At 64.7% G+C, this 22,235-nt stretch carries 22 protein-coding genes; 12 read left to right on the forward strand and 10 right to left on the reverse strand.

The window, feature by feature from the left end; translation table 11 throughout:
- Positions 1–31: 31 nt before the first annotated feature.
- The 3 genes from F2P45_RS28120 (at position 32) to F2P45_RS28130 (ending at position 3,246) form a co-directional block, all read left to right on the forward strand.
- Positions 32–691, forward strand: coding sequence for a response regulator (locus tag F2P45_RS28120; protein ID WP_166881523.1), 660 nt, complete (start codon positions 32–34; stop codon positions 689–691).
- Entirely contained in the window at positions 685–2,049 is a 1,365-nt protein-coding gene (locus tag F2P45_RS28125; protein WP_166881524.1) for a sensor histidine kinase, read from the forward strand. The genes F2P45_RS28120 and F2P45_RS28125 overlap by 7 nt, the downstream gene beginning before the upstream one ends.
- Positions 2,050–2,226: 177 nt before the next feature.
- Positions 2,227–3,246 carry a PDDEXK nuclease domain-containing protein gene (locus F2P45_RS28130; RefSeq protein ID WP_166881525.1) on the forward strand — a complete coding sequence of 340 codons (1,020 nt, stop codon included), beginning with the start codon at positions 2,227–2,229 and terminating at the stop codon, positions 3,244–3,246.
- A gap of 5 nt (positions 3,247–3,251) precedes the next feature.
- Here F2P45_RS28130 and clpP read toward each other — a convergent pair whose 3' ends face one another.
- On the reverse strand, positions 3,252–3,872 hold the full coding sequence (gene clpP / locus F2P45_RS28135) for an ATP-dependent Clp endopeptidase proteolytic subunit ClpP (RefSeq protein ID WP_166881526.1): 621 nt from the start codon (positions 3,870–3,872) through the stop codon (positions 3,252–3,254).
- Between the two features lie 160 nt (positions 3,873–4,032).
- Between clpP and F2P45_RS28140 the strand changes: the two genes are divergently transcribed.
- Positions 4,033–4,725, forward strand: coding sequence for a sigma-70 family RNA polymerase sigma factor (locus F2P45_RS28140; protein ID WP_166881527.1), 693 nt, complete (start codon positions 4,033–4,035; stop codon positions 4,723–4,725).
- Between the two features lie 82 nt (positions 4,726–4,807).
- On the opposite strand, the gene F2P45_RS28145 is transcribed toward F2P45_RS28140, so the two are convergent.
- The 3 genes from F2P45_RS28145 to F2P45_RS28155 form a co-directional block, all read right to left on the reverse strand.
- On the reverse strand, positions 4,808–5,095 hold the full coding sequence (locus F2P45_RS28145) for a hypothetical protein (protein WP_166881528.1): 288 nt from the start codon (positions 5,093–5,095) through the stop codon (positions 4,808–4,810).
- Between the two features lie 131 nt (positions 5,096–5,226).
- Positions 5,227–7,812 carry a TonB-dependent receptor plug domain-containing protein gene (locus F2P45_RS28150; protein WP_166881529.1) on the reverse strand — a complete coding sequence of 862 codons (2,586 nt, stop codon included), beginning with the start codon at positions 7,810–7,812 and terminating at the stop codon, positions 5,227–5,229.
- A gap of 291 nt (positions 7,813–8,103) precedes the next feature.
- Positions 8,104–9,285, reverse strand: a complete 1,182-nt coding sequence (locus F2P45_RS28155) for a PepSY-associated TM helix domain-containing protein (RefSeq protein WP_166881530.1) — start codon at positions 9,283–9,285, stop codon at positions 8,104–8,106.
- A gap of 127 nt (positions 9,286–9,412) precedes the next feature.
- Here F2P45_RS28155 and F2P45_RS28160 point away from each other — a divergent pair, with 127 nt between their 5' ends.
- On the forward strand, positions 9,413–11,542 hold the full coding sequence (locus F2P45_RS28160) for a TonB-dependent receptor (protein ID WP_166881531.1): 2,130 nt from the start codon (positions 9,413–9,415) through the stop codon (positions 11,540–11,542).
- A gap of 63 nt (positions 11,543–11,605) precedes the next feature.
- Here F2P45_RS28160 and F2P45_RS28165 read toward each other — a convergent pair whose 3' ends face one another.
- Complete coding sequence (locus F2P45_RS28165) at positions 11,606–12,766, reverse strand: glycerophosphodiester phosphodiesterase (RefSeq protein ID WP_166881532.1); 1,161 nt, start codon at positions 12,764–12,766, stop codon at positions 11,606–11,608.
- Positions 12,767–12,972: 206 nt separating this feature from the next.
- Here F2P45_RS28165 and F2P45_RS28170 point away from each other — a divergent pair, with 206 nt between their 5' ends.
- Complete coding sequence (locus tag F2P45_RS28170; RefSeq protein WP_166881533.1) at positions 12,973–14,727, forward strand: M4 family metallopeptidase; 1,755 nt, start codon at positions 12,973–12,975, stop codon at positions 14,725–14,727.
- A 156-nt stretch (positions 14,728–14,883) separates the two neighbouring features.
- The gene (locus F2P45_RS28175) at positions 14,884–16,020 is read left to right on the forward strand and encodes an HAF repeat-containing PEP-CTERM protein (RefSeq protein ID WP_166881534.1); all 1,137 of its coding nucleotides are present in this window, start codon (positions 14,884–14,886) and stop codon (positions 16,018–16,020) included.
- 12 nt (positions 16,021–16,032) lie between these two features.
- Here F2P45_RS28175 and F2P45_RS28180 read toward each other — a convergent pair whose 3' ends face one another.
- The gene (locus F2P45_RS28180) at positions 16,033–16,764 is read right to left on the reverse strand and encodes a M23 family metallopeptidase (protein ID WP_166881535.1); all 732 of its coding nucleotides are present in this window, start codon (positions 16,762–16,764) and stop codon (positions 16,033–16,035) included.
- Between the two features lie 36 nt (positions 16,765–16,800).
- Positions 16,801–17,835: a L,D-transpeptidase family protein gene (locus tag F2P45_RS28185; RefSeq protein ID WP_229505343.1), complete on the reverse strand. Its 1,035-nt coding sequence runs from the start codon at positions 17,833–17,835 to the stop codon at positions 16,801–16,803.
- Between the two features lie 106 nt (positions 17,836–17,941).
- Between F2P45_RS28185 and F2P45_RS28190 the strand changes: the two genes are divergently transcribed.
- Positions 17,942–18,238 (forward strand): 2Fe-2S iron-sulfur cluster-binding protein, encoded by a 297-nt coding sequence (locus tag F2P45_RS28190; protein ID WP_166881536.1) that lies wholly within the window; start codon positions 17,942–17,944, stop codon positions 18,236–18,238.
- A 71-nt stretch (positions 18,239–18,309) separates the two neighbouring features.
- Here F2P45_RS28190 and F2P45_RS28195 read toward each other — a convergent pair whose 3' ends face one another.
- On the reverse strand, positions 18,310–19,221 hold the full coding sequence (locus tag F2P45_RS28195) for an alpha/beta hydrolase family protein (protein WP_229505344.1): 912 nt from the start codon (positions 19,219–19,221) through the stop codon (positions 18,310–18,312).
- 145 nt (positions 19,222–19,366) lie between these two features.
- On the opposite strand from F2P45_RS28195, the gene F2P45_RS28200 reads away from it, so the two are divergent.
- Positions 19,367–19,633 (forward strand): hypothetical protein, encoded by a 267-nt coding sequence (locus F2P45_RS28200; protein ID WP_166881537.1) that lies wholly within the window; start codon positions 19,367–19,369, stop codon positions 19,631–19,633.
- 41 nt (positions 19,634–19,674) lie between these two features.
- Here F2P45_RS28200 and F2P45_RS28205 read toward each other — a convergent pair whose 3' ends face one another.
- Positions 19,675–20,358: an SOS response-associated peptidase family protein gene (locus tag F2P45_RS28205; RefSeq protein WP_166881538.1), complete on the reverse strand. Its 684-nt coding sequence runs from the start codon at positions 20,356–20,358 to the stop codon at positions 19,675–19,677.
- A 149-nt stretch (positions 20,359–20,507) separates the two neighbouring features.
- Between F2P45_RS28205 and F2P45_RS28210 the strand changes: the two genes are divergently transcribed.
- Positions 20,508–20,702 (forward strand): hypothetical protein, encoded by a 195-nt coding sequence (locus tag F2P45_RS28210; protein ID WP_166881539.1) that lies wholly within the window; start codon positions 20,508–20,510, stop codon positions 20,700–20,702.
- Positions 20,703–20,908: 206 nt separating this feature from the next.
- Here the strand turns inward: F2P45_RS28210 and F2P45_RS28215 are convergent, their stop codons facing one another.
- The gene (locus tag F2P45_RS28215) at positions 20,909–21,214 is read right to left on the reverse strand and encodes a hypothetical protein (RefSeq protein WP_166881540.1); all 306 of its coding nucleotides are present in this window, start codon (positions 21,212–21,214) and stop codon (positions 20,909–20,911) included.
- A 226-nt stretch (positions 21,215–21,440) separates the two neighbouring features.
- Between F2P45_RS28215 and F2P45_RS28220 the strand changes: the two genes are divergently transcribed.
- A complete protein-coding gene (locus F2P45_RS28220; RefSeq protein WP_166881541.1) occupies positions 21,441–21,578 on the forward strand; it encodes a hypothetical protein in 138 nt (45 codons plus the stop codon).
- A gap of 82 nt (positions 21,579–21,660) precedes the next feature.
- A complete protein-coding gene (locus tag F2P45_RS28225; protein ID WP_166881542.1) occupies positions 21,661–22,026 on the forward strand; it encodes a hypothetical protein in 366 nt (121 codons plus the stop codon).
- The last annotated feature ends 209 nt before the right edge of the window (positions 22,027–22,235 follow it).

A 22,235-nucleotide genomic window follows, 5' to 3' on the forward strand; every position in this document is an offset into this window, starting at 1 on the left:
AATCTTAAGACAGGCACACCTGGCATGCGCGATGCACATACTGATTATTGAAGACGATCTCGACCTCGGTCGGGCACTGCAAAAAGCGCTCAAGCTGGAAGGCTTCAGCAGCGAATGGCTGCGCCAGGCCGTCGACGCGCCGCGCTCGTTCGAGGGCCTCCATTACGCCTGCATCCTGCTCGACCTGTCGCTGCCGGACGGCGATGGGCGAGCACTGCTGGCCCGCTGGCGCGGCGCCGGGGTGGCAATCCCCATCATTATCATGACGGCACGCGCCGCATTGGAGGAGCGCCTGGCGGGGCTCGACGGCGGTGCCGATGATTTCATCGTCAAGCCGTTCGCCACGCTGGAACTGGCATCGCGCATGCGCGCCGTGCTGCGGCGTTACGCGCAGCAGTCCTGGCAAGTGTGGACCATCGGCGACCTGGAACTGGAACCGAAGTCCTATCTGGCGCGGCTGGCGGGCAGTCCCGTCGAGCTGTCGCGCCGCGAATTCCAGCTGATGCTCGAACTGGCGCGCGAACCGGGCGTGGTGGTGTCGAAAAGCGCGCTGTCCGAGCGTCTCGAACCGCTCGGCGAGCCGGTAAACTTCGGCGCGATCGATGTGCACGTCTTCAACTTGCGCAGCAAGATCGGCGGCCATCGGATCCGCACCGTGCGCGGGGTCGGCTACATGCTGGTCCGATGCTGAAGATCCTGCGCCCTACGCTGGTCGGGCGCGTGGTTCTGGCGCTGATGATGGCGTTCTTCATCGCCTGGATGTTGTTGTCGGCGGTGATGTACATGGGCGCGACAGATCCGGCCATCAGCGACAAGAGCATCCAGGACGTCGGACTGGGACTGTCCGCATCGCTGGCGCGGCTCGACAATGCGGGAGAAGCACGCGCCGTCGCCGCTGCCACGTCGGAGCAGATCGAGCAGTTGTACCGCGCCTACGACATTCCGGCAATCATGCTGATCCAGCTGAACGCTCAGGATGGAACCCGCTTGTATTCATCCCCCGCGGGCGGCTCCGCACTGCTGGGCGGCGACGCGGGCGCGATGAGCACGGTGCGCGTGGGTGGCAGGTCGTTCCGGGTTTTCAAGGGCACGGCCGGGCGCTGGTCGGTCACGGTGGCCGGGTCGAGGGTGGCGGATAGCTTTTTGCTGCTCTCGATCGCGCGCGACCTGGTCTATTACCTGCTGATCGCCTTTCCCTGCATTCTGCTGCCGGTCTGGATTGCCGTCTCGCGCGGCATGCGCCCGCTGCGGCAAATGAGCAAACGGATCGCCGCGCGCGGCACCGACGACATGTCGCCCACCGGCGTCGATCCGAAGTATGCCGAGCTTAGGCCGCTGGCGGGCGCGCTGGACCGCCTGCTTGCGCAACTGCGCGAAAAGATCGCGCGCGAACATGGCTTCGTCCAGGACGCCGCGCATGAACTGCGCACGCCGATGGCGGTCATTTCGGTTCAGGCGCACGTACTGGCCATCGAGCCCGAAGCGCAGGGGCGGCGCGAGGCGCAGCGCCATCTCGATCATGCGATTGCGCGCGCATCGCACCTGATTGCGCAGTTGCTGCAACTGGCTCGGGTGGAGGGTACGCGCATTGGCGACACCAGCGTCATCGACGTCGCCCATCTGGTGCGCCACGAACTGGCGCGGGCGGCGCAGACAGCAATGGACAATGATATCGAACTGGCGTTGGAGGCGCCCGAGCGCTTGCCGTTCTCACTGGAGGTGCATGCGTTTCAATCGATCCTGGCCAACCTGCTCGATAACGCGCTGCGCTATGCCAGGGCCGGCGCCAATATTGTCGTCGAACTGGCTAAGGACGACGGTTACCTGACGCTCGTCGTCACCGATGACGGACCGGGTATTGCGGCGGCGGACCTGGCGCATGTGTTCGAGCGCTTTTACCGCGCCAGGTCGCAGGACACGACCGGCACGGGCCTCGGCTTGGCGATCGTCAGACAGGCCGCGTTGCGCATGAACGGCACGGTCACGCTGGCGCCTGGCCCGGACGGGCATGGTTGCCGCTTCGTGGTGCGGATTGCGGCGCCTGGATGAGTTCGTGTCCGAATGTCAGACCTGACACCAAAGATGTTGCTTGAGGAATTGAACCGGCATTGAACATCTCGCTACATCTTAAGAGATCACTAACGGAACAAAAGCCGCTGGGAGGTGTCGAACACTCAGTACGTTGTGAACTCGTCCACCTGCATGATCTCTTGGGGAATCAATGACATGAGAGAACCAACTCTATTTTCACGGGCGGAACCCGATCTCCCAGGATTGTTATCCGAACTTGGCGAACTGATCCGCCAAGCACGTCAGCGCTCGCTGCGAACCGTCGATACGATTCAGGTGCAAACCTGCTGGGAGATGGGACGGCATATCGTCGAATTCGAGCAAGCCGGTGCGGCGCGAGCCACCTATGGACAGCGCCTCTTGCCGGAATTGGCCAAGGCGTTGACCGCCGAGTTTGGCAAAGGATTCGACGTTAGCAATTTGCGTCACATGCGCGGCTTTTTCTTGGCATTTCCGATTCGGGACGCAGTGCGTCGCGAATTGAGCTGGACACATTACCGTACGCTGTTGCGCGTCGACAGCGAGTCTGCCAGAACATGGTACATGCACGAGGCTGCCGAGCAGAACTGGAGTTCGCGCGCGCTCGAGCGGCAGATCGGCACGCTGTACTATGAGCGTCTGCTGGCAAGCCAGGATCGCGCAGCCGTCAAGCACGAGGCCAGCGAGAAGGTGGCCGCCCTCAAAGGCGGAGCGCGCGAATTTCTGCGCGATCCGGTGTTACTGGAGTTTCTTGGGTTCCCCGCAAGTACCGTGGTGGAGAGCGAGCTGGAACATGCATTAATGGATCAGCTTCAAAGCTTCTTGCTCGAATTGGGCAAGGGCTTTGCGTTTGTCGCACGCCAGCAGCGCATCAGCACCGAGAGCCGCGATTTCTACGTCGACCTGGTGTTCTATAACTATTTGCTCAAGTGCTTTGTCATTTTTGATCTCAAGCGGGGCGAATTGAGCCACCAGGATATCGGTCAGACGGATATGCATGTCCGCATGTACGATGAACTAAGACGCGGCCCGGACGATAATCCCACGGTCGGCATCATCCTCTGCACCCACAAGGACGCGTCGATCGTGCGCTACTCTGTTTTGCACGGCAACGAACATTTGTTCGCCAGCAAATACAAACTGGTTTTGCCCACCGAGGAAGAATTGCGGGCCGAACTCGACCGGGAGCGCACGTAGTATCATCAGTCGCCATGTTCGCCGCGCGTCAGCAGCACGCGGTCGATCAGGCCGTATTGCGCCCCCTGGTCGGCCGACATGTAATTGTCGCGGTCCGAATCTTTTTCTATTTGCGCCAGTGTGCGCCCGGTGCGTTCGGCATAGATCGTGTTGAGGCGGTGGCGCAGGTACAGCACTTCGCGCGCCTGGATCTCGATATCGGCGGCCACGCCTTGCGATCCGCCGTGCGGCTGGTGCATCATCAGTCGGGCATTGGGCAGCGCGTAGCGCTTGCCGATCGCGCCGGCCGCCAGCAGGAACGAGCCCATGCTGGCCGCAAAGCCCGTGCACAGGGTCGAGACGTCCGGTTTGATGAACTGCATCGTGTCGTAGACCGCCATGCCGGCATATACCGAGCCTCCCGGCGAATTGATGTAGAGCGAAATATCCTTGTCGGGATTGTCCGATTCCAGGAACAGCAATTGGGCGACGATCAGGTTGGCGGATTGCTCGGTGACTTCGCCCACCAAAAAAATCACGCGCTCCTTGAGCAGGCGCGAATAGATGTCGAAGGCGCGCTCGCCCCGACCTGTTTGTTCTATGACGGTGGGCACCAGGCCGAGCGCGTGTGGAAAAGTGGAAGTCATCTTGGTCCTTTTGCGGTAGAGTTGAATCACGGAGTCGATTGCGCTTGCTTGACGCCTGCGGCCAGGTGCGGTGTGACACGAAAAATAGATAGTGCGGGCGTGTCACATCCGGGCAGTGCCGAGCGTCATGTGGCACCAGCACCAACAAAGGAGATTCCCGATGACGTACACGAGCGATGCCGACGGGGCCCTGTTCGAACAGTTACGGCCGCGCCTGAAAGCGATCAGTTGCCGCATCGTCGGCAGCGCGGCGGAAGCCGAGGATATCGTGCAGGACTGCTTTCTCAAGTGGCGCGATGCCGAACAGGAAGCGGTGGCAACGCCGGCGGCGTGGCTGACCACGGTCGTGCGGCATCAGTCAATCGACCGCCTGCGCAAGCGTGCCCGCGAGTCTGTGGCGGCAAGCGCCGCCATGGAACTGGCGCCCGCTGTGCCACCCGCAACACCGGAGGATGGCTTGCTGAGGCGCGCCGAACTGGGCGAGGCGCTGGCCCGCATGCTGTCGCGCCTGTCGCCGTCCGAGCGCCTGGCCCTGGTCCTGCATGAGGTGTTTGAGTGCGAGCATGCCGACATCGCCGCCGCGCTCGGCACCAATGCCGTGAATGCGCGCCAGTACCTGGCTCGTGCGCGGCGGCGCTTGCGTGAGGATGATCGGGAAACGCCGGCAAGCGAGAAACTCTGCCGCGAACTGATCCGCCGCTTTCAGGCCGCGATCAATGGCATCGACGTGCCGGCGATGGTGAGCCTGCTCGGTGATGAGCAGCCTGTGTCGGTGCACGAATCGCCACGCCTGCGTATCGACGCGGGGGCCTGTGCCAACGATGCCGTGTACTGGCGCGTGGCGGCGGCCTAGGAGGCCCGGGAGGGCGTTGACGGACGCGCCGGCCTGTATTGCGTGCGCTATCGCTATGCGATCCGCCTTGTCGGTTCACCTGCTATTTTTTCGGAATATCGTCGAGCACCTTGAGAATTTCTTGCACCAAGCCGTGCTGAAAATGCTCGATTGATCGACCGGTATCAACTTCGACACAGACCTTTTTCGCCTCTGTCAGCGTCAAGCCGTAGACTTGTCTCAACATCCGAATTGCGGCAATCTGGTCTGCTCCATCCGATCTCATTGCGGCATACACTGGTGCGGCGCCAACTCCCTCTGGACGCATCAAGTCGTATTTGTCACATGGACCGTTTGCGGCAAGATGCTCGCTGTGGGGACGGGCTGTCATGGGTGTCCGAGTCAGTGGGCAAGTTGCCGGTCGATTGGGGAAACGCTGACCGGCGCCGATGCGTCGTGCGCAACTGCTCGCGCGCCGGCACGATCAACAGGACCGTGCCGACGGGCGACCTCAACATCCCATCAAAACCGCACGTTCAAGGACATATTGTACATGCGTCCCAACTGGCTGAAATGCGAGCCATCGTAGGTCACGATCGGATAGCGCCCGTTGAACGTGATCAGGTTGACCTGGGTTTCGCGCGGGGTCATCCCGGTCTTCGGATCCCGGGCCGTGCTGTTCAAAATGTCGTTCCCCTTGGCCGTATCGTTGACAGGCTTCAATTCCCACTTCGGCAACACATCGAACATATTGTTGACGTTGAACGTCAACGTCATGCTGTCGCTCAGCTGGTAGTTGAGCGCGAAGTCGGTCAGGTTGCGGGTCTTGAACTTGAGCTCGAGGTTCTGGTCCAGGCCCGCATTGCGGAACTGGGTCGGGCCGTACAAGGTGTTGTTGAGCGAGAAGTTGAACTTGCTGTAATCCAGATCGAGGCCAAGCACGGTCTTGTGCTTCGGACGCGAGGTGAACATCAGCGCTTCCTGGGTCGCGTCGAGCACCGACTGGCGCGCGGCGGCGATCGCCGGCGGGTTGTTGATGCCGCCGTCACGCTCGTTTTTCAGCGTGTAGTTACCCGACAGGTTCACCGCCAGCTTGCCGTTCATGGCCGGGATATTTCTGCGGCTGAGCACATAGTCGATCCCCGAGGTCTGGCTGTCGAGCGCATTGGCGAAGAAACTGAGCGAGACCACGCCGCCGGCGGCGAGGATCTTGTCCAGTTCCTGGGTCGCATCGCCCGTCGGCGCGATTTCCTTGCCCAGGATGATGCGGTCTTTCAGCGCGATGTGATAGTAGTCGAGCGTGATGCTGGTGTTGGCGTCCGGCGTCAGGCCCAGGCCCAGGGTCAGGTTCTTCGACTTTTCCGCTTTCAGTTGCGGCACCTTGAGCGCGCGCGCTTCGTCCGACTGGTTGTTGGTCAGGCCCGATACCTGGATGCCCGAACCGGCCACGAAGGAGTACTGCTTCTTCTGGGTGTAGATCTGGTGCAGCGACGGTGCCCGGAAGCCGCTCGAGAACGAACCGCGCAGGGTAACCAGGTCGCTGACCTTGTAGCGGGTACTCAGCTTGCCGACGGTGGCGTTGCCGAAGTCGCTGTATTTTTCGTAGCGGCCGGTCAGGTCGACCAGCCACTGCTTGGTGATGTCGAACATGCTGCCGCCGTACACACCGTAGTTCTTGCGGTCGGCCGAGAGGGCGTTTTCCGGCAGGTTGCCGGCGTACGAATCGGCGCCGCCCGCCGTGTAGGATGCGAATTCGCCGGCGATGACATCATACTTTTCCCTGCGCAGTTCGGTGCCGGCATACACGTTGATGGCATCGCTGACCTGCCTGGAGACGTCGGCATTGACCACCGTGTGGCGAAACCGCGTGCCGCCGGCTTCGAAACTGGTGGGTGAACGCGGGCCGGGTGTCTTGCCCGCGGCGATGTCGTCGACGCGCGCGTTTTCGATGCCGCGGTTGAGCGAGTTGTGCACTTCATAGGCTTGCTTGTTGCCGCCGATGGTCACGCTGACGTCGCCGTTCCAGTCGCCCACGGTAAACTTGGCGCCCAGGGTAGCGTTGTAGTCGTCCAGTTTGCCGATGAACTGGGGGCCGTAGCCGACGTACGGCGTGCCCGGCGCATGCAGCAGGCCGAAGTCGGTCGGACGCCAGTACGGCGTGCGGTAGTTGGCGAAGCTGTCGACCTGTTTCTTGACGTAGGCCGCGTTGCCGTAGATGTTGAAGTCGTCGGTGATGTCGAGCCGGCTGTTGACCAGGAACTTGTTGGCGCGGGTCTTGGGCGAGCCGTTGATGTTGCCGGCGGTAGGGTACTGGGCCAGGAACGGCAGCACGTCCTTTTGCAGGTTGGCGCCGAAGTCGGCGGCGTCGCCGCGCCCGTCGACCAGTCCTGAGCGTTCGGCCAGGCCCACCTTCGAGATGTCGATGGTGTAGTTGACGAAGCCCTTGTCGGACAGGCGGATGCCGTGGTTCAGGCTCAGGGCGCCCATCTTGCCGTCGCCTTCGCCGGTCACGCCGGCGCGCGCGGTCAGCGAGCCGCCTTCGGGATTGTCTTTCAGGATGATGTTGACCACGCCCGAAATCGCGTCCGAGCCGTATTGGGCCGAGGCGCCGTCGCGCAGCACTTCGATGCGCTTGATGGCGTCTTGCGGAATGGCGGAAATGTCGGACCCGCTTTCGCCGCGCCCTGGCGAGGTCTGGGTGTAGATCAGCGCGCTCGAGTTCTTGCGTTTGCCGTTGATCAGGATCAGCGAACGGCTCGGTCCCATGTTGCGGATCTCGTAGGGGTCGAGCAGGGAAGTGGCGTCGTTGACCGGGGTCTGCACCGTGTTGAACGACGGCACCCGCATGCCGAGGGCCTTGTCGAGCGAGATCTGGCCGGTCTTGTTCAGGTCCTTGGTGTTGATGATGTCGACCGGGACCGGCGCGTCGACGACGGTGCGCTGCGAACCCCGGCTGCCGGTGGAGACAATCACGACTTTCTGGATTTCGTCCGGTTTGCTTGTGGCTGGGGCGGAAGAGTCCGGGGCAGTTGCTTGCGGCGCAGGTTCTTGCGCGACAGCGGCACCGGTGGACAGCAGCATGACTGCAATGGGAAAAGTCTTCTTCATTAAAATCTCTCTTTGCGAATGCAGTTCGAACGAGATAAGCCCAGGCTGGCGCCCGACCCCGAATTGGGAAAGCAGATGAAAAATACGACCTTCACAGCCGTCATGCAGCGTATTGCCGAGCGACGAGTGCCGACCTAATTTATAGGCAGACTATGAAAATGTCTATGAGATTGACAAATTGCTCAGGAGGAGTGAACGGAATACAACGACGTGCATTCAGGAAATTCGGCGTCGCCAAGCTTAAACCGTATAAACAGTTTGCCTGAAAAACAATGATGAATCGCCGCCGGATCAGGCGGCGGCGGCCCTGGCTTTGCGCTTTTTAGGGCGGTGCAGTTTGATCCAGATCACCAGCCCGGTCACGAAGAACATCAGCGGGACGATGCCGAACAGGCTGATGAAGGTGCGTCCGGCCACGCCGAAGGCTTCGCCGGTATGCAGCGGGAACATCCAGCTCAACAACCTGTCGCCGGCCGGCGCGCGCAGCGGGTCGACCGTGCGCAGCACCTTGCCGTCGCCGGCGTCGACCGAGACGCGGGTGGCACCGTCGCCGGCGCGCACTTCATCCGGCTGGCGCAGGCGGATTTCGTAGGGCTGGCCGGGCTTGGCCGGCATGGCCACGCGCGAGACGCGCGCCTGCGGAAACTGCGCCTGGGCGGCCGCCATCGCATCATGCGGCGCGATCGGCGCCGCATCCGGCGCGCTGCGGTTGACCGCCTTGCCGTTCGGGGCCAGCGTGGCGACCGCACCGACCACCGGCAGCACCCACTGCGGCATATTGAAGTACACGCCCGATACCGCCAGCACCAGCAGCACCGGCGCGGCAAAAAAGCCGCCGGCGCGGTGCAGCTGGAAGTTAAAGCGCGGCCAGTTGCCGCCATGGCGCACCGTCAGCGCGCCCCTGATGGCGGACGCCGTCATGCGCGGCCACCACAGTACGATGCCGGTCAGGGAGAGCAGCAGCAGCGCCACGCCGGTCACGCCGATCACGGTCTTGCCGGTGTCGCCGGCCACCAGGTAGCGGTGAATGTGGAACAGGGTCGACATCAGCTGCGGGCGCGAGAGGCCGAAGCCGCCCCAGGTGCGCTCGCCGGTGACAAGCAGGGTGGCCGGGTCCAGCATCACCTGGCGCGACACGGCCACGTTCCAGGTCGAGGCCTGCTGTTTGGGATCGCGGTACCACGCCACGAACACGTCGCCGGCGCGCTCGGGCAGCATCAGCTGGCTGGGGCGCCCGTACAGCGGATCGGCCAGCAGGCGCTCGATGGCCGCCTGCACGGTGGCGGGCGCCACGCGAATCGGGCTGCCTTGCGCCAGGCCGGGCGGCGGCGCCACTTGCAGCAGGGTGGGATTGAGCAGCACATCGAGTTCGTGCATCCACGCCAGCGCGCTGCCGGTCAGCCCCAGCACGACCAGGATGGTCCCGAAAATCAGTCCGGCCCACAGATGGATAAAGCGGATGAGGGGTTTCATGGTGCGGAGCAATCGAAGGCGGGGCGGATCATTTTAATGCGTCTTGAATAATTGAATGGGAATAGTTATCATTCACATTGTACCGCGAACGTCAACATCTCTGTCCCACCATCAAGGATTCCCCTGTATGCCCCACCTTTCGCCCCTTTCCCGCGCGGTTGCGCTCGCTTGCCTGTCCGTGTCCACGGTCCACGCACAGACCCCCGACGAGGCGGCGCAGCCTTCCAGCACGGTGGTGGTGACCGCCACCCGCGGCGCCAAGTCGGTGGACAAGATCCCGGGCGCGATTTCCGTCATCAGCCAGCAGGAGCTGGCCTCGCAATACCTGATCGCCGACGACCCGTCGCAGGCGCTGGCGACCTACGTGCCGGGCTACGCGCCGAGCCGCCAGAAAATGACCTCGGCCGGCGAATCGCTGCGCGGGCGCCAGCCCTTGATCCTGCTCGACGGCATACCGCAATCGAACCCGCTGCGCGCCGGCTCGCGCGAAGGCTACTTTGCCGACAGCGCCATCATCGAGCGCATCGAAGTCATCAACGGCGCCTCCGCCATGCAGGGCATGGGCGCGACCGGCGGCATTATCAACTACATCACCAAAAGCGCGCGCGCCGACGGCACCACGCATGGTTTGAATGTGCGCGCATCAAGCCAGCTGCGCTCCGATAACCTGGACTGGAAGAGCGGCTACCACGTCACCCACAAGGACGGCGGCTTCGACCTGCTGGCCTACGTCGGCATGCAGCGGCGCGGCATGGGCTACGACGGCGATGGCCGGCGCCTCGGCATCGACAACGTCCAGGGCGACACCCTCGACAGCCGTGGCGACGACCTGTTCTTCAAGATCGGTCAGCGCTTCGGCGCGCAGCGCATCCAATTGAGCCTGAACCGCTTCAAGCTGCGCGGCGAGGGCGACTACAAGAACGCGCCGGGCGTGGTGGCGGCCGGGGTGCCGACGACATCGCAGCCGGGGCGCTCGCCGGGCGCGCCGCCGAAGAACAAGGTGCGCAGCGCCAGTCTCGATTACCGCCACGACGAGCTGTTCGGCGGCGCCTTCAGCGCGCAGCTGTTCAGCCACGATTTCGAAGCGCTGTACGGCGCCACGCCGGCATCGACCTTCCAGGACGTGCGCCTGGCGCCCATCGGCGCGCTGTACGACCAGTCGCAGATCGTGGCCGACAAGCGCGGCGCGCGCATGACCTGGGTGCGTCCCGACCTGCTGCTCAAGGGCCTGGAAATGACGGTCGGTCTCGATCTTTTGCGCGACAACACCCTGCAGCGCCTGGCCACGACCGGCCGCACCTGGGTCCCGCAGCTGCAGTTCGCGTCAAACGCGCCGTTCGCGCAGCTCGAATACGACATTGGCCCGCTCACTGTGCGCGGCGGCGTGCGCCACGAGCAGGCCAAATTGACGGTCGACACCTACACCACCCTGGCGGCCTACGGTAACAGGCAGGTGCGGGGCGGCGAGACCGAGTTTTCCAAATCAGTCAAGAACATCGGCGCGGTGTGGCGCTTTGCGCCGCAGTGGTCGGCGTTCGTCGGCAGCTCCGAAGGCTTCGGCCTGCCCGACGTCGGCCTGGTGCTGCGCGGCGTGAACACGGCGGGCAAATCGGTGGCGACCCTGATCGACCTGAAGCCGATCGTCACCCGCAACAACGAAGTGGGCGTCAACTGGCGCGGCGCGAGCGGGCAGGTGGGCGTGTCGCGCTACGACTCGCGCTCGAAGCTGGGCAGCGTACTGCGCGTGAGCGCGGCCGGTATCGGCTCGGTCGAACGGGTGCCGACGGTGGTCAAGGGCTGGGAAGTGTCGGGCGACTGGCGCCCGGTGAAAACGCTGTCGGTATTCGGCAGCTACGCCGTCACCGACGGCAAGACGGCGGCCACCCAGGGCGCGCCGCTCGACCTGTCGCTGCCGGCGCGTGCGCAGGGCCCGGACAAGGGCGTCATCGGCGCCAACTGGCAGTGGGCACCCAAGGCCCGGTTGCGCGTGCAGGCGGCGCATTTGCGCGACCGCGACATCAACCTCGGGCGCAAGGCCGGCACCAGCAATCTGGAAGAGCACTTCAGGGGTTATACGCTGGCCGACATGGCCGTCACGTTCGACAGCGCCTACGGGCGTTTTGGGGTGAGCCTGGAGAATGTGTTCGACAAACAGTACGTGGGCTACTACTCGCAGTCGACGGCGGCGCTGGACGCGGCCGGGACCTATGCGGGCCGGGGGCGCACCCTGGCGCTGAGCTGGAACCGCACCTGGTAAAGCTTGGCGCCGCGAGGCCGTGCCGCCGGTAGCGGCACGGCCTCGCGGCGCGGCCTCGCATGTTTACTTCTTGAACTGATCCACCGCGGCGCGGCCGACAGCCGGATCGTCGGTGAAGAAGCCGTCGATGCCGGCCTTGAGGAAGGCCGTGATTTCGGCCGCGCCGTTACCGCGCTGGCTCGGCGAGGTCACGTCGCCGCGGCGCATGCTCGTCGGCAGGAACGGGTTTTCCGGACGCAGCGTCCAGGTGTGCACTTTCAGGCCGGCGGCGCGCGCATCGGCGACAAAGCTGGTCGGCGTGCCCAGTTCATTGGCGGCCGTGCGCGCAATGATCACGTCCTTGTACGGCGAGACCGCGTCGGCGTAGGTGGCGATTTCTTTCAGGCCGGCCGGGGTGATCATGTCCTTGTAGGTGCTCTTGCTGCCGGCGGCGACAAAATCGTAAGGCGTATTGCGCGGCGCGCCGTTCGGCGCCGGCGGGTTGGCCGGATTGTCGATCAGCTGCACGATGCGCATGTCGGTCAGCTTGCGCAGTTCCTTCAGGTTGGCCACTTCGAACGATTGCAGGAACACCGCCGCTTGCTTGCCGCGGTAGCCGTTGGCCACCAGCAAATCGACCAGGCGCTTTTCGAGCGGCAGGCCGATCTTCTGGAAGTAGGTCGGGTGCTTGGTCTCGGGGTAGATGCCGATGGTCTTGTTGCGGGCGCTGCTTTCCTTTTTCACGAGGTCGACCACTTCCTGCAGGGTCGGCACCTCGAACTGGCCGTCGTAGGCGGCGTTGAGCGGGCGGTTGGCCGGAATGCGTTCCTTGGCGCGCAGGGTTTTCAGTTCGGCCAGGGTGAAGTCTTCCGTGAACCAGCCGGTGACGGGAATGCCGTCGATGGTCTTGGTCACCTTGCGGGGCGCGAATTGCGGCAGGGCGGAGACGTTGGTCGTGCCCGAGATTTCATTCTCGTGGCGCGCCACCAGCACGCCATCCTTGGTGGCGACCAGGTCCGGCTCGACGATGTCGGCGCCATCTTCGATCGCTTTCTGGTACGCGGCCAGGGTGTGTTCCGGACGCAGGGCCGAGGCGCCGCGGTGCGCGGTGACGGTCGGCTGCGGCGGCCAGCTGGTGCCCGGATTTTGCAGGTCGGGGGCATCAGCGCCGCCGCAAGCGGTCATCAGGACCGCAACGCTGGCGGCGCACATCAGGGACAGGGTGGTACGGGACGCGTGGTACATCGCAACAGACTCCGATTGGGTTGGGAAAAACGTTAGCACTGCCAAAACGCAGAGAGTAGCAAGCTTGCATGACCGTACGATGACTGGGCGTGCAACAAATTCCGGCCTGTCTTTGCGTTTGAGCAAATTCTTCATGGTGTTCTGCTGTGACAATCGATGTCGCCCGCGCCGTTTCTGGTGCAAGACCTTGAACCTGGAGATGCCTGATGACAATTCGCCCGACCTTGCTGGCTGTCGCGATCAGCGCCTTTCACCTGGCGGGCGCCTGCGCGCCGCCGCTGATGAACGGTCCGCTGGCGCCGAACGCGGCCGCGCTGACGGCGCAACTGCTGCCCCAGTTAAGCGCCCAGCGGGCGCGCCAGGGGCTCGCTGGCGACCATCATTTCCTGGTCGCCAGCCAGCATCCTGGCGTACAGGGTAGCACGGTGGTACGCGCCCACCATACCTACAAAGGCGTGCGCGTGTTCGGTTCGGAATCGGTGCTGCTGCTCGACGCCGCCAGCAGGATCGTGCGCGAATCGGTCGCGGAGCGGCGCCTGCAGCTGGGGCGTGAAAACGCCGGTCAGCCCGGTGCGGCCAAGACCGGATTTTCCGTGCTGCCGGCACTGTCGGCGGCGCACGCCATCACCCTGGCGCTGCGCTCGGTGCGCGCCGGCGCCGTGGCCGAGATCCCGCCCACGGCCGAACTGATCATCTATCCGCTGGTCTGGAGCGAGCGCCTGCCGGCTGCGCTGGGCAAGCCCGACGATGCCCTCAACGCGCTCGACATGACGGACGTGGTGGTCGGCTACGAGCTGGCCTGGCTGGTCGCCACGCGCCTGCGCGCCGGGCCGCAGCCGGTGTATCACGACACCGTGGTCAGCGCCCGCAGCGGACGCGTGCTGGCGCAGTGGAGCATGCTGCAAAGCGCCACCGGCAAGGGCAAGAGCCAGTACAACGGCGAGGTGCCGCTGAGCACCAGCGATGACGGCGCCGGCTTTCGGATGGTCGATCCGCTGCGCGCCAAAGGCGGCAGGTTCGGCGGGCTGGCGGTCACCAATGCCGATCACGGCACCAGGGCCGGCGACCTGTTCACCAACAGCAGCAACAACTGGGGCGATGGCAAGCAATACCTGGCCGGCGGCAGCACCACCGACGCCAACGGCCAGACCGCGGCGGTGAACGCCATGTGGGGCCTGGCCAACACCTACGACATGCTGAAAAACGTGCTGGGCTGGCATGCGCTGGACGGGCAGGACACGGCCACCTACATCGCCGCCCACGTCAACACCGCCTACGACAACGCCTACTACAGCGATACCTGCAAGTGCATGTTCATCGGCGACGGCTCGACCTTCAACAGCCTGGGCGCGCTCGACGTGGTCGGCCACGAAATGGGGCACGGCGTGACCGACGCCACCTCGCGCCTGGTGTACGCCGGCGAGTCGGGCGCTCTGAACGAATCGTCGTCCGACATCACCGGCGAAGTGGTGGAAGCGTATGCGCGCGCCGGCAAGGGCGGCGCGCTGATTCCGGCCGAGGGCAACGACTGGATGATCGGCAAGGAAATCAGCAAAACCGGCACGCCTCTGCGCTACATGATTCGCCCGAGCAAGGACGGCACCAGTCCGGATGCCTGGTCGGCCAGGCTGCGGCGGCTGGACGTGCACTACAGCAGCGGCCCGAACAACCGCATGTTCTATTTCCTGGCGCAGGGATCGAACGCGGACCCGGCCAGCGAGGCCCACAGCACCTTCCTGACCGGCACGCCGCGCGCGATGAGCGGCATCGGCCTCGACAAGGCGTACCGGATCTGGTTCAACGCCGCCACCACGCGCTTCACGTCGAGCACCGACTACAAGGATGCGCGCGCCAAGGTGCTGGCCGCGGCCGAGGAATTGTATGGCAAGGACAGCAAGGAGGCGGTGGCGGTGCAGCGCGCCTACGCGGCCGTGAATGTGGGCGCGGACCGGAACGAGTAATGGCATTCAGCTAATGATTCTTGCTGGAAAAGTGTGTGCGTTCGGAACTATTTTACAGGCAGCATAAAGTGCGTGCGGAAATCCGGTTTAGAATCGACGGGCACGCCGGATGACTCCGGTTTGCCCGTTTTCTTGTTCTGTTTCCCGGAGTCCCCCATGTCTGCCATACCGCGTCTGTTTCAGCTCAGTCTGCTATCAAGTCTCCTCGCCACTTTCCTGATCCCGAGCGCCGCCCAGGCCGCGCCTGCTTACTCTGTCCAGACGCTCGGCACGCTTGGCGGCACCAGCGGCGACGTGCGCGCCATCAACAACAGCGGTTCGGTGGTGGGTTACTCGCTCAACAGCGACAATATCAGCAGCGCCTACCTGTCGCGCGGCGGAACCATGCAGAGCCTCAGTCCCGACCGCGCGACGCGCAGCTTTGCCAGCGGTATCAACGATGCCGGCGTGGCGGCGGGGCAGGTGCTCAATGGCAGCGGCGAGTCGCGCGCAGTCACCTTTGACGGCGGCAGGATCGCGTCGCTCGGCACCCTCGGCGGACGCAACAGCTTCGCCACGGGCATCAACAGTGCCGGCCAGGTGAGCGGCAGCGCCGACCGCGCCGATGGTACCCAGGCCGCTTTCCGCTTCATGCCGGACGGCCGCATGCAGGACCTCGGCAGCCTGGGCGGCGCCGGCAGCATGGGCACCGACATCAACGCCAGCGGCATGGTGGTGGGACGGGCCGACCTGGCCAGCGGCTATCACGCCTTCCTCGATGACGGCAAAGGGATGACCGACCTGGGCACCCTGGGCGGCAATTACAGCGAGGCCCACCGGATCAACGACAGCGGCGCGGTGGTAGGATCCTCGTACCTGGCGGGCGACGCCAGCGTGCATGCGTTTGTATTCGAGAATGGGGTGATGAACGACCTGAGCACCTTGGGCGGCGTCAACAGCTACAGCTACGGCATCAATAATGCCGGGCAGGCGGTGGGAAGTTCCGAGATCGCCGGCGGCAAGGCGCTGCATGCGTTCTTGTATTCGGATGGCCAGATGTTCGACCTTAACGCGCTGGTCGGACCCGGCTTCGGCTGGACCCTGAACTACGCGGCCGACATCAACGACCTGGGCCAGATCACCGCGCACGGCTGCAACAGCCTGGGTGCGTGCCGCGGATTCCTGCTGACCCTGGACGATGGTTCGGTGGCGGTGCCGGAGCCGGGCACGCCGGCCCTGATGCTGCTTGGCGCCGGCCTGATGCTGCTAGGCGCGCGGCGCGGACGGCGCCTGCGCGCCATCGGCCGCAACTAATCAGTACGGGGATTATTCGCCGATCAAGGGGAATGGGTTGATTGGCGTGCCTTTCCACCATTTCTTTTCGGCAGTCAGTTCAACCACGGCAAAGTGCAGGTGGGGGGCGTTCGGGTCCGAATTGCCGGTCACGCCGACGTAGCCGACCAGATCGCCGCGCTTGAGGTCCATGCCTTCTTTCACGCCATCGGCGTAGCGGTCCAGGTGCGCGTAGTAGTACGCGTACTTTTCGCTTGGATCGAACTGGTACACCGTCAGGCCGCCCGGCTTGCTGTTAAACAACTTCACCAGCTTGCCATCGGCCACCGCCAGCACCTTGGTGCCCTTCGGCGCCATGATGTCGAGCGCTTCGTGGTGGCGGTCGGCGCCGCGCGGCTGGTCGAAATTGTCGCGCAGGTCGGCCAGCTTGATGCCTTCCACCGGCAGCAACAGCTTGGCGCCGGCCGCAGCCCCGCTGGCGCCCGCCGTGGCGACCGCGCCATTCACGGCCGGCAGGGCCACCTCGCTCATGCCGGGACGCAGCGGCAGGTCGAGTTCGGTCAGATCGGTGCTGACCACCGGGGCGCCCGGCAGGTCCGCGCTCGGCAGCGACACCCCGGTCGCGGCCGGTACGGCGGCGGCGACGACCGGGGCGGCAGGCGCCACCACGACCACATCGGCCGGCTTGGGCACGGCGCGCAGGTAGACGAACAGGGAGCCGGCGCCGAGCACCAGGCCGGCCAGGAAAGTCAGAAGCCATTTCATAAGATTATCCTTTTTCGTTGTGAGGGTGATTCTTCATTATTCCTGCAGCAGCACTTCGGTGCCGTAGCCGACCGAGCCGGTCAGGGTGGCCACGTCCCAGTTGGTCAGGCGGATGCAGCCGTGCGACTGGGTTTTGCCGATCGAGGCCGGTAGCGGCGTACCGTGGATGCCGTAATGGTCTTTCGACAGATCGACCCAGGCCACGCCCACCGGATTGTTGGGGCCGGCCGGCAGCTTGGCTTTCTTGTCGCCGGGGCTGGCATCCCAGAACAGTTTCGGGTTGTAGTGATACACCGGGTTGCGCGCGATGCCGTTGACTTTCCAGCTGCCGATTGGCAGCGGATCGTGCGAACTGCCGGTGGACGACGGGAACTGGGCCAGGATGGTGCCGGCGGCGTCGAGCAGGGTCAGCGAGCGGTCGGAGCGGTCCACCACGATTTTCGCGGCCTTGGGCAGCGGCTCGGTGTCGAGCACGTTCGGCACCAGGATCGCTTCGCCGGCGCGGCTCAGGTCCTTGCCGGGGTTCAGGCGCGCCAGCAGGGCCGGGCTGACGTGGAACTTTTCGCCCAGGGCTTCGGCCACGCTGCTGTAACCGAGCGCGCTCAGTTTGGCTTTCTCGGCCATGCTCGCGGGGATTGCGTCGAACGGACCAGCCACATCGGTGTCGAGCAGGGTGTACGTGACCAGGGCGTCGGCGGTATCGGCGTTCAGGGCGGCCCAGGTCGCTTCATCGAGCGTGCCGGACGGTTCCAGGCCGGATCTTTTCTGGAAACCAGCCAGCGCCAGGCGCATGTTCGATCCCGCTGCGGCATCGATCTCGCCGGCCGAGAAGTGCGCGCGGTCGAGCAGGACCTGGGCGCGCAGCAGGGTGGCGGCCGACGGCTTGGCTGCTTTGGCGGCCTTGGTCGCCTTGCCGGGCTTGGCGCCGGTCGCGGGCGGCTCGGGCGTCTTGCCCGCATTATTGACCGCCTCGGCTGTCAGGGCGGTCGGCGCGCTGGCGGCCATGGCGGCAGGAACGGTGGCCGCGCCGGCGAACAGGGCGGCGATCAGGCAAAGCGAAGTTGGTTTCAATTCAAGCCCCTTGGTAATCGGATAGCGAAGAATAGTTCCGGTCGGATATAACGTCTGTGCGGCAGCGTACTCATGGCGAGAAGCTGGCGGCGGGTAAAATGCGCGCATGGACAGTTATCTGATTACCGTGCGGCCGGGCGGCTGGCGCTTCGAGGCGGAAGCGGGACAAACCTTGCTGGCGGCGGCCGAGGCGGCCGGCGTGAATCTGCCAAGTTCCTGCCGCAATGGGACTTGCCGCACCTGCCTGTGCCGGCTGGTGCAAGGGGAGGTGGGCTACCTGATCGCGTGGCCGGGGCTGAGCCTGGATGAAAAGCGCGCCGGCGACACGCTGCCGTGCGTGGCGCTGGCGCGCTCGGATGTGGTGCTGCTGGCGCCGTCAGCGCGGCGGGTGGACGCCATTTGAGCATTGCATGCTGGAATGGCAGCGCCGGCATCGCTCCAGCCTGTTCACCCCGCGCCCGCTGCGCCGGCCATCTACTTGCGCATGCCGAGCGCGTTTTCGATCACCGGCAGGATCAGTTTCCACGACGGCGAACTGGCCGCGATTTCGTCGTAGTGGCTGGCGCCCGGCAGGATCAGCACTTCGGCATGGTCGCCGGCGGCGATGGCGCGCGCCGCGTAGTCGTGGGCCACGCGCGGCGGCGATATGGTGTCGAGTTCGCCCGTGACCAGCACCGTGCGGCTGCCGTTGGGCATCAGGTCGGCGGCGTTGGTGTCGGCGTAGATGTCGGGGCGGCTGGCGCTGGGCGTGCCGGCCAGTTGCACCATGTCGCGCTCGCAGCTGGTCTTGATCAGCGCCTGTTCGCGGCGCAGGTCGGCCAGGCCGCCCAGGCTGATCACGGTGCGCACCGGCAGCGCTCCGGGCTGGAACAGCGGGCTGCTGGCGGGAATGCGGCTGCGGCCGGCGATCCACTGCACCAGCTGTCCGCCGGCCGAATGGCCCATCGCGAGCATGCGGCTGGTGTCGAGCTGGTGCGCCGGGGCCTCGGCGGCCAGCTTGTCGAGCGCGGCGTTCATGTCGAGGTAGGTGCCGGGATAGCCGCCGCCTTCCTCGTCGACGCGGCGGTACTCCACATTCCACACCGCGATGCCGCGCGCGGCCAAAGCACCGGCCACATTGCGCATCTGGCCGATGCCGCCGTACTCCACCGTCCAGCAGCCGCCGTGCACCAGCACCACCACCGGGAACGGGCCGGGGCCGGCCGGGCGGAACAGTTCGGCGAACTGCGACGGCGCGCTGCCGTAGGCGATTTTCGCGGTCGGCGCAGGTCCCGACAAGGCCAGGTAATCGGCCAGGGTCATCGGCGCGGCCACGGCGGCGTTCGAGGCGAGCAGGGCGGGCACCAGCAGGGCGGGGACCAGGAAAGCGGGCAGGGCGGTCTTCATTGCGGGCAGGTGGAAGCGAAGGGAATTGCCACTATACCCAAGTCGCCGCTCCTGGTGGGCAATGGCGCCGGCGCGCGCACGATTGGCATGGTCCGGGCAATGTTCGGCCCTTCCATGCTAGGCTGCGAACAACAGTGAGGATGATATGCAAATTACAACGGAAGAGTACAAGGGTTTCACCATCGTGGTCACGCCGATGAAGGATTGCGGCGACCTGTGGGACTTCGAATACCGCATCACCAAGACCGGGCAGGGCGGGCAGGATACCGATCCGGCGCCGGCGATCACGCGCAGCCAGACCGCGGGCGGCCATGCCACGCCGGAAGTGGCTTGCCTGGCCGGCGTGCAGGTCGCGCGGACCGAGGTCGACAATCTGCTGGCGCTGGCGCTGGCGCAGACGCCGGCCGGCTGATCCGGCGCAGGTCCCGCAAATTGTCGCGGCGCGGCCCGGGCTCAGCCCAGCAGGTCGAGCTGGGCGGCCAGGTGAGCGCCTTCGTTGCCGGCGCGGCCGACATCCCTGGCGACCGGATGCCAGTCGAAGGCATCCGGGCCGAGCGCGACCGAGCGGGCCAGTTGCTCGGCCTGCTGCGCGGACAGGTCCGGATCGAGCCACAGGGCGGCATCCTCGGCGCTGAAGACGATCGGACGGCGGTCGTGCACATCGACCATGCCGCCCTCGGCATCGGCGGTGACGATCACGAAGCCCGACTCGGCCGGCTGCTCGCGTTCCTTTCCGCAAGCGCCGATGGCCGCGATGAACAAGGGTTCGCGCGTTTTGAGGTGGATGTGCCAGGGCTGCTTCTTGCCTTTTTCGCCGGTCCATTCGTACCAGCCGTCGGCCGGGACGATGGCGCGGCCGCTCTTGAGCAGGCGCGCCCAGTAATTGTTGCTGATTTTTTCGAGGCGCGCGTTGATCGACACCGGCAGCCTGGCGGCGGCCCAGGAGGCGCGGTAGCCCCAGAAGGCATCCTCGACGACGAGCTGGTCGTCGACCACGCGCATCAGGGGGCGCCAGGTCCCCGGCGGCGCGTTGTAGCTGGGGGCGGCCTGGGTGTCGACGCGGGGCGCGCCGCCGCGCCAGTGCATCGCACCGACATATTCAATGGCAGTATGGTTTTGATCGAGACGTCCGCACATGCGTTGTCACCTTTTACGCGTTGTCATGAGGCCGGGCGAGGCGCCCGGAAGGATCAACGATACCGTAAAAGGCCCGCAAGCTGCACGCGCGCGCCAGCCGTGCGCCGGACCGGGCACCACTTTTGATAACACCTGAGGAAAGGCAATCCATGTCATACAACGACACTTCGAGCACAGCGCCGCAGCGCGCACATTCCACCCCCGACCCGGACGGCGCGCCGCCGACCGATCCGAAGCCGAGCCCGGTACCGGACGACGTGCCGCCGCCGGTCAATGCGCCGGTTGAAGAACCGGTGATGCCGGTGCCGCCGATCAAGGCTTGCTCAAGTCGCCGGCTGGCGTGACGGCGTTGCCGTTGGCATGATGGCGTCGCCGCCGGCGTGATGGCGTTGCCGCTGTCCGGGTGAGACCGCCGCTGGCCCGCGCTGCGTCGCGTCGACGCCGGCTGGCCTGACGTGCCTGTTCGCGTACGAATCCGGCTTGAGCGTTGCGCGCCTGTTTGCATGCCGGGCCGGAACGCATTGCTGCGCGCCGGCCGCTTGATGGGCGCTTACTGGCCCTTGGGCGGTACCGGATCGAGCTGGTCGAGTTGTTCGCTCGGCTCGTCACGTTCGAGCGAGGCGTCGTGTTCGCGCTTGCCGCGGTTCTCGCCGCCGTCGAATTGTCCGGCGGCCGATGTGTCGGTGTCGCTGTCGTTGTCGGCATCGTTCTGGTCCGACGGCGGCAGGGCCGGGATCTGGCGGATCATCTCCTCGGTGTCGAGCTGGGACGGCGGTTTTTCGCCGCTGCCGATATCGGCCTCGTCGACGAGGGACTTGGCCTGGGCCGGATCCGGGAAGGATGAGGTGGCGTGCATGGGATTCTCCTTTGTATGGGGAGTGCCGCACTGGCGCGGCGCTCTCGCAATGATGCTAACAGTGCAAGGGATTCGCTGGCGCGCAATAGGCATGGCGCGGTGGCAGTCGGCTGATGTGTTGCTATCCATCTACATTTGTTATATTTTGTGCTCCTCATCACACCGCGAAGGACGGCGGCTTTCTATAATCGATCCATCAAGCGCTTTTTTGTTCCGGGAGAACGTGATGGGCAATTCCTTACACAACAAGATCTACCTTGGCCGTGGCTCGGTGCTGCGTTCGCGTGGCGTGCAAGTGGCGCTGCTGCTGTGTGCGATGGTCAGCATTGGCGCGGTCTGGTTCCTGTTCCGCACACTAAAATAAGTGTTGTCAGCGAATGCAGGTTGCCCCGGGCAGCCTGCGCGGTTACCATGGGGGCCGAAAATTGGCCACATGGAAATCAGCAATGAAGAACGAGAAATTGACGACAGACGAATACGACGCGCTCGGACATATTCTGGGCGGGGCGAGGCATGACCGCTTCAACGCCTGCGTCGGGCGCAACGCCAAGCGTCTGGCGGGCCTGAAAATGATCCAGTACAGCAAAGACGGCAAGCTTGCGCTGACGGACAAAGGGCAGCAAGTGCTGTTCTTGCGCCGCTGCATCGCCGGCTTGCGCGCGCTGCTGGCCGATCCGGCGGCGCTGGTTGACGCCGACGTGCTGGTCTTCCTCGGCAAAAAATCCCACATCGTCGCGCTCGAAGCGGGCGGCCACAACGTTACCGACAAAGGCCGCGAATCGCTGGCCGACATCGACGCCCAGGACAAATAAGCCTCCGGCTATTTCCTGCCCCGCCAACCGGGGTCAGAGCTCTGACTCGAAACATTTAACATTCTTGCTTAACCGAGGTCAGACCCTAATGCCGTTAAGTTAAGCTCTTGACTGTCGCTTCTTGTAAACAAATCCCAGAAGTGTTAACTTCTGGAACTATGTTCTCAGATGCCCTTTCTCTTGCCATTGACCTCCCACGATCCCCTCCA

Origin of the sequence: Massilia mucilaginosa (assembly GCF_011682145.1) — a bacterium.
GTDB classification, from domain to species: Bacteria; Pseudomonadota; Gammaproteobacteria; order Burkholderiales; family Burkholderiaceae_D; genus Telluria_A; species Telluria_A mucilaginosa.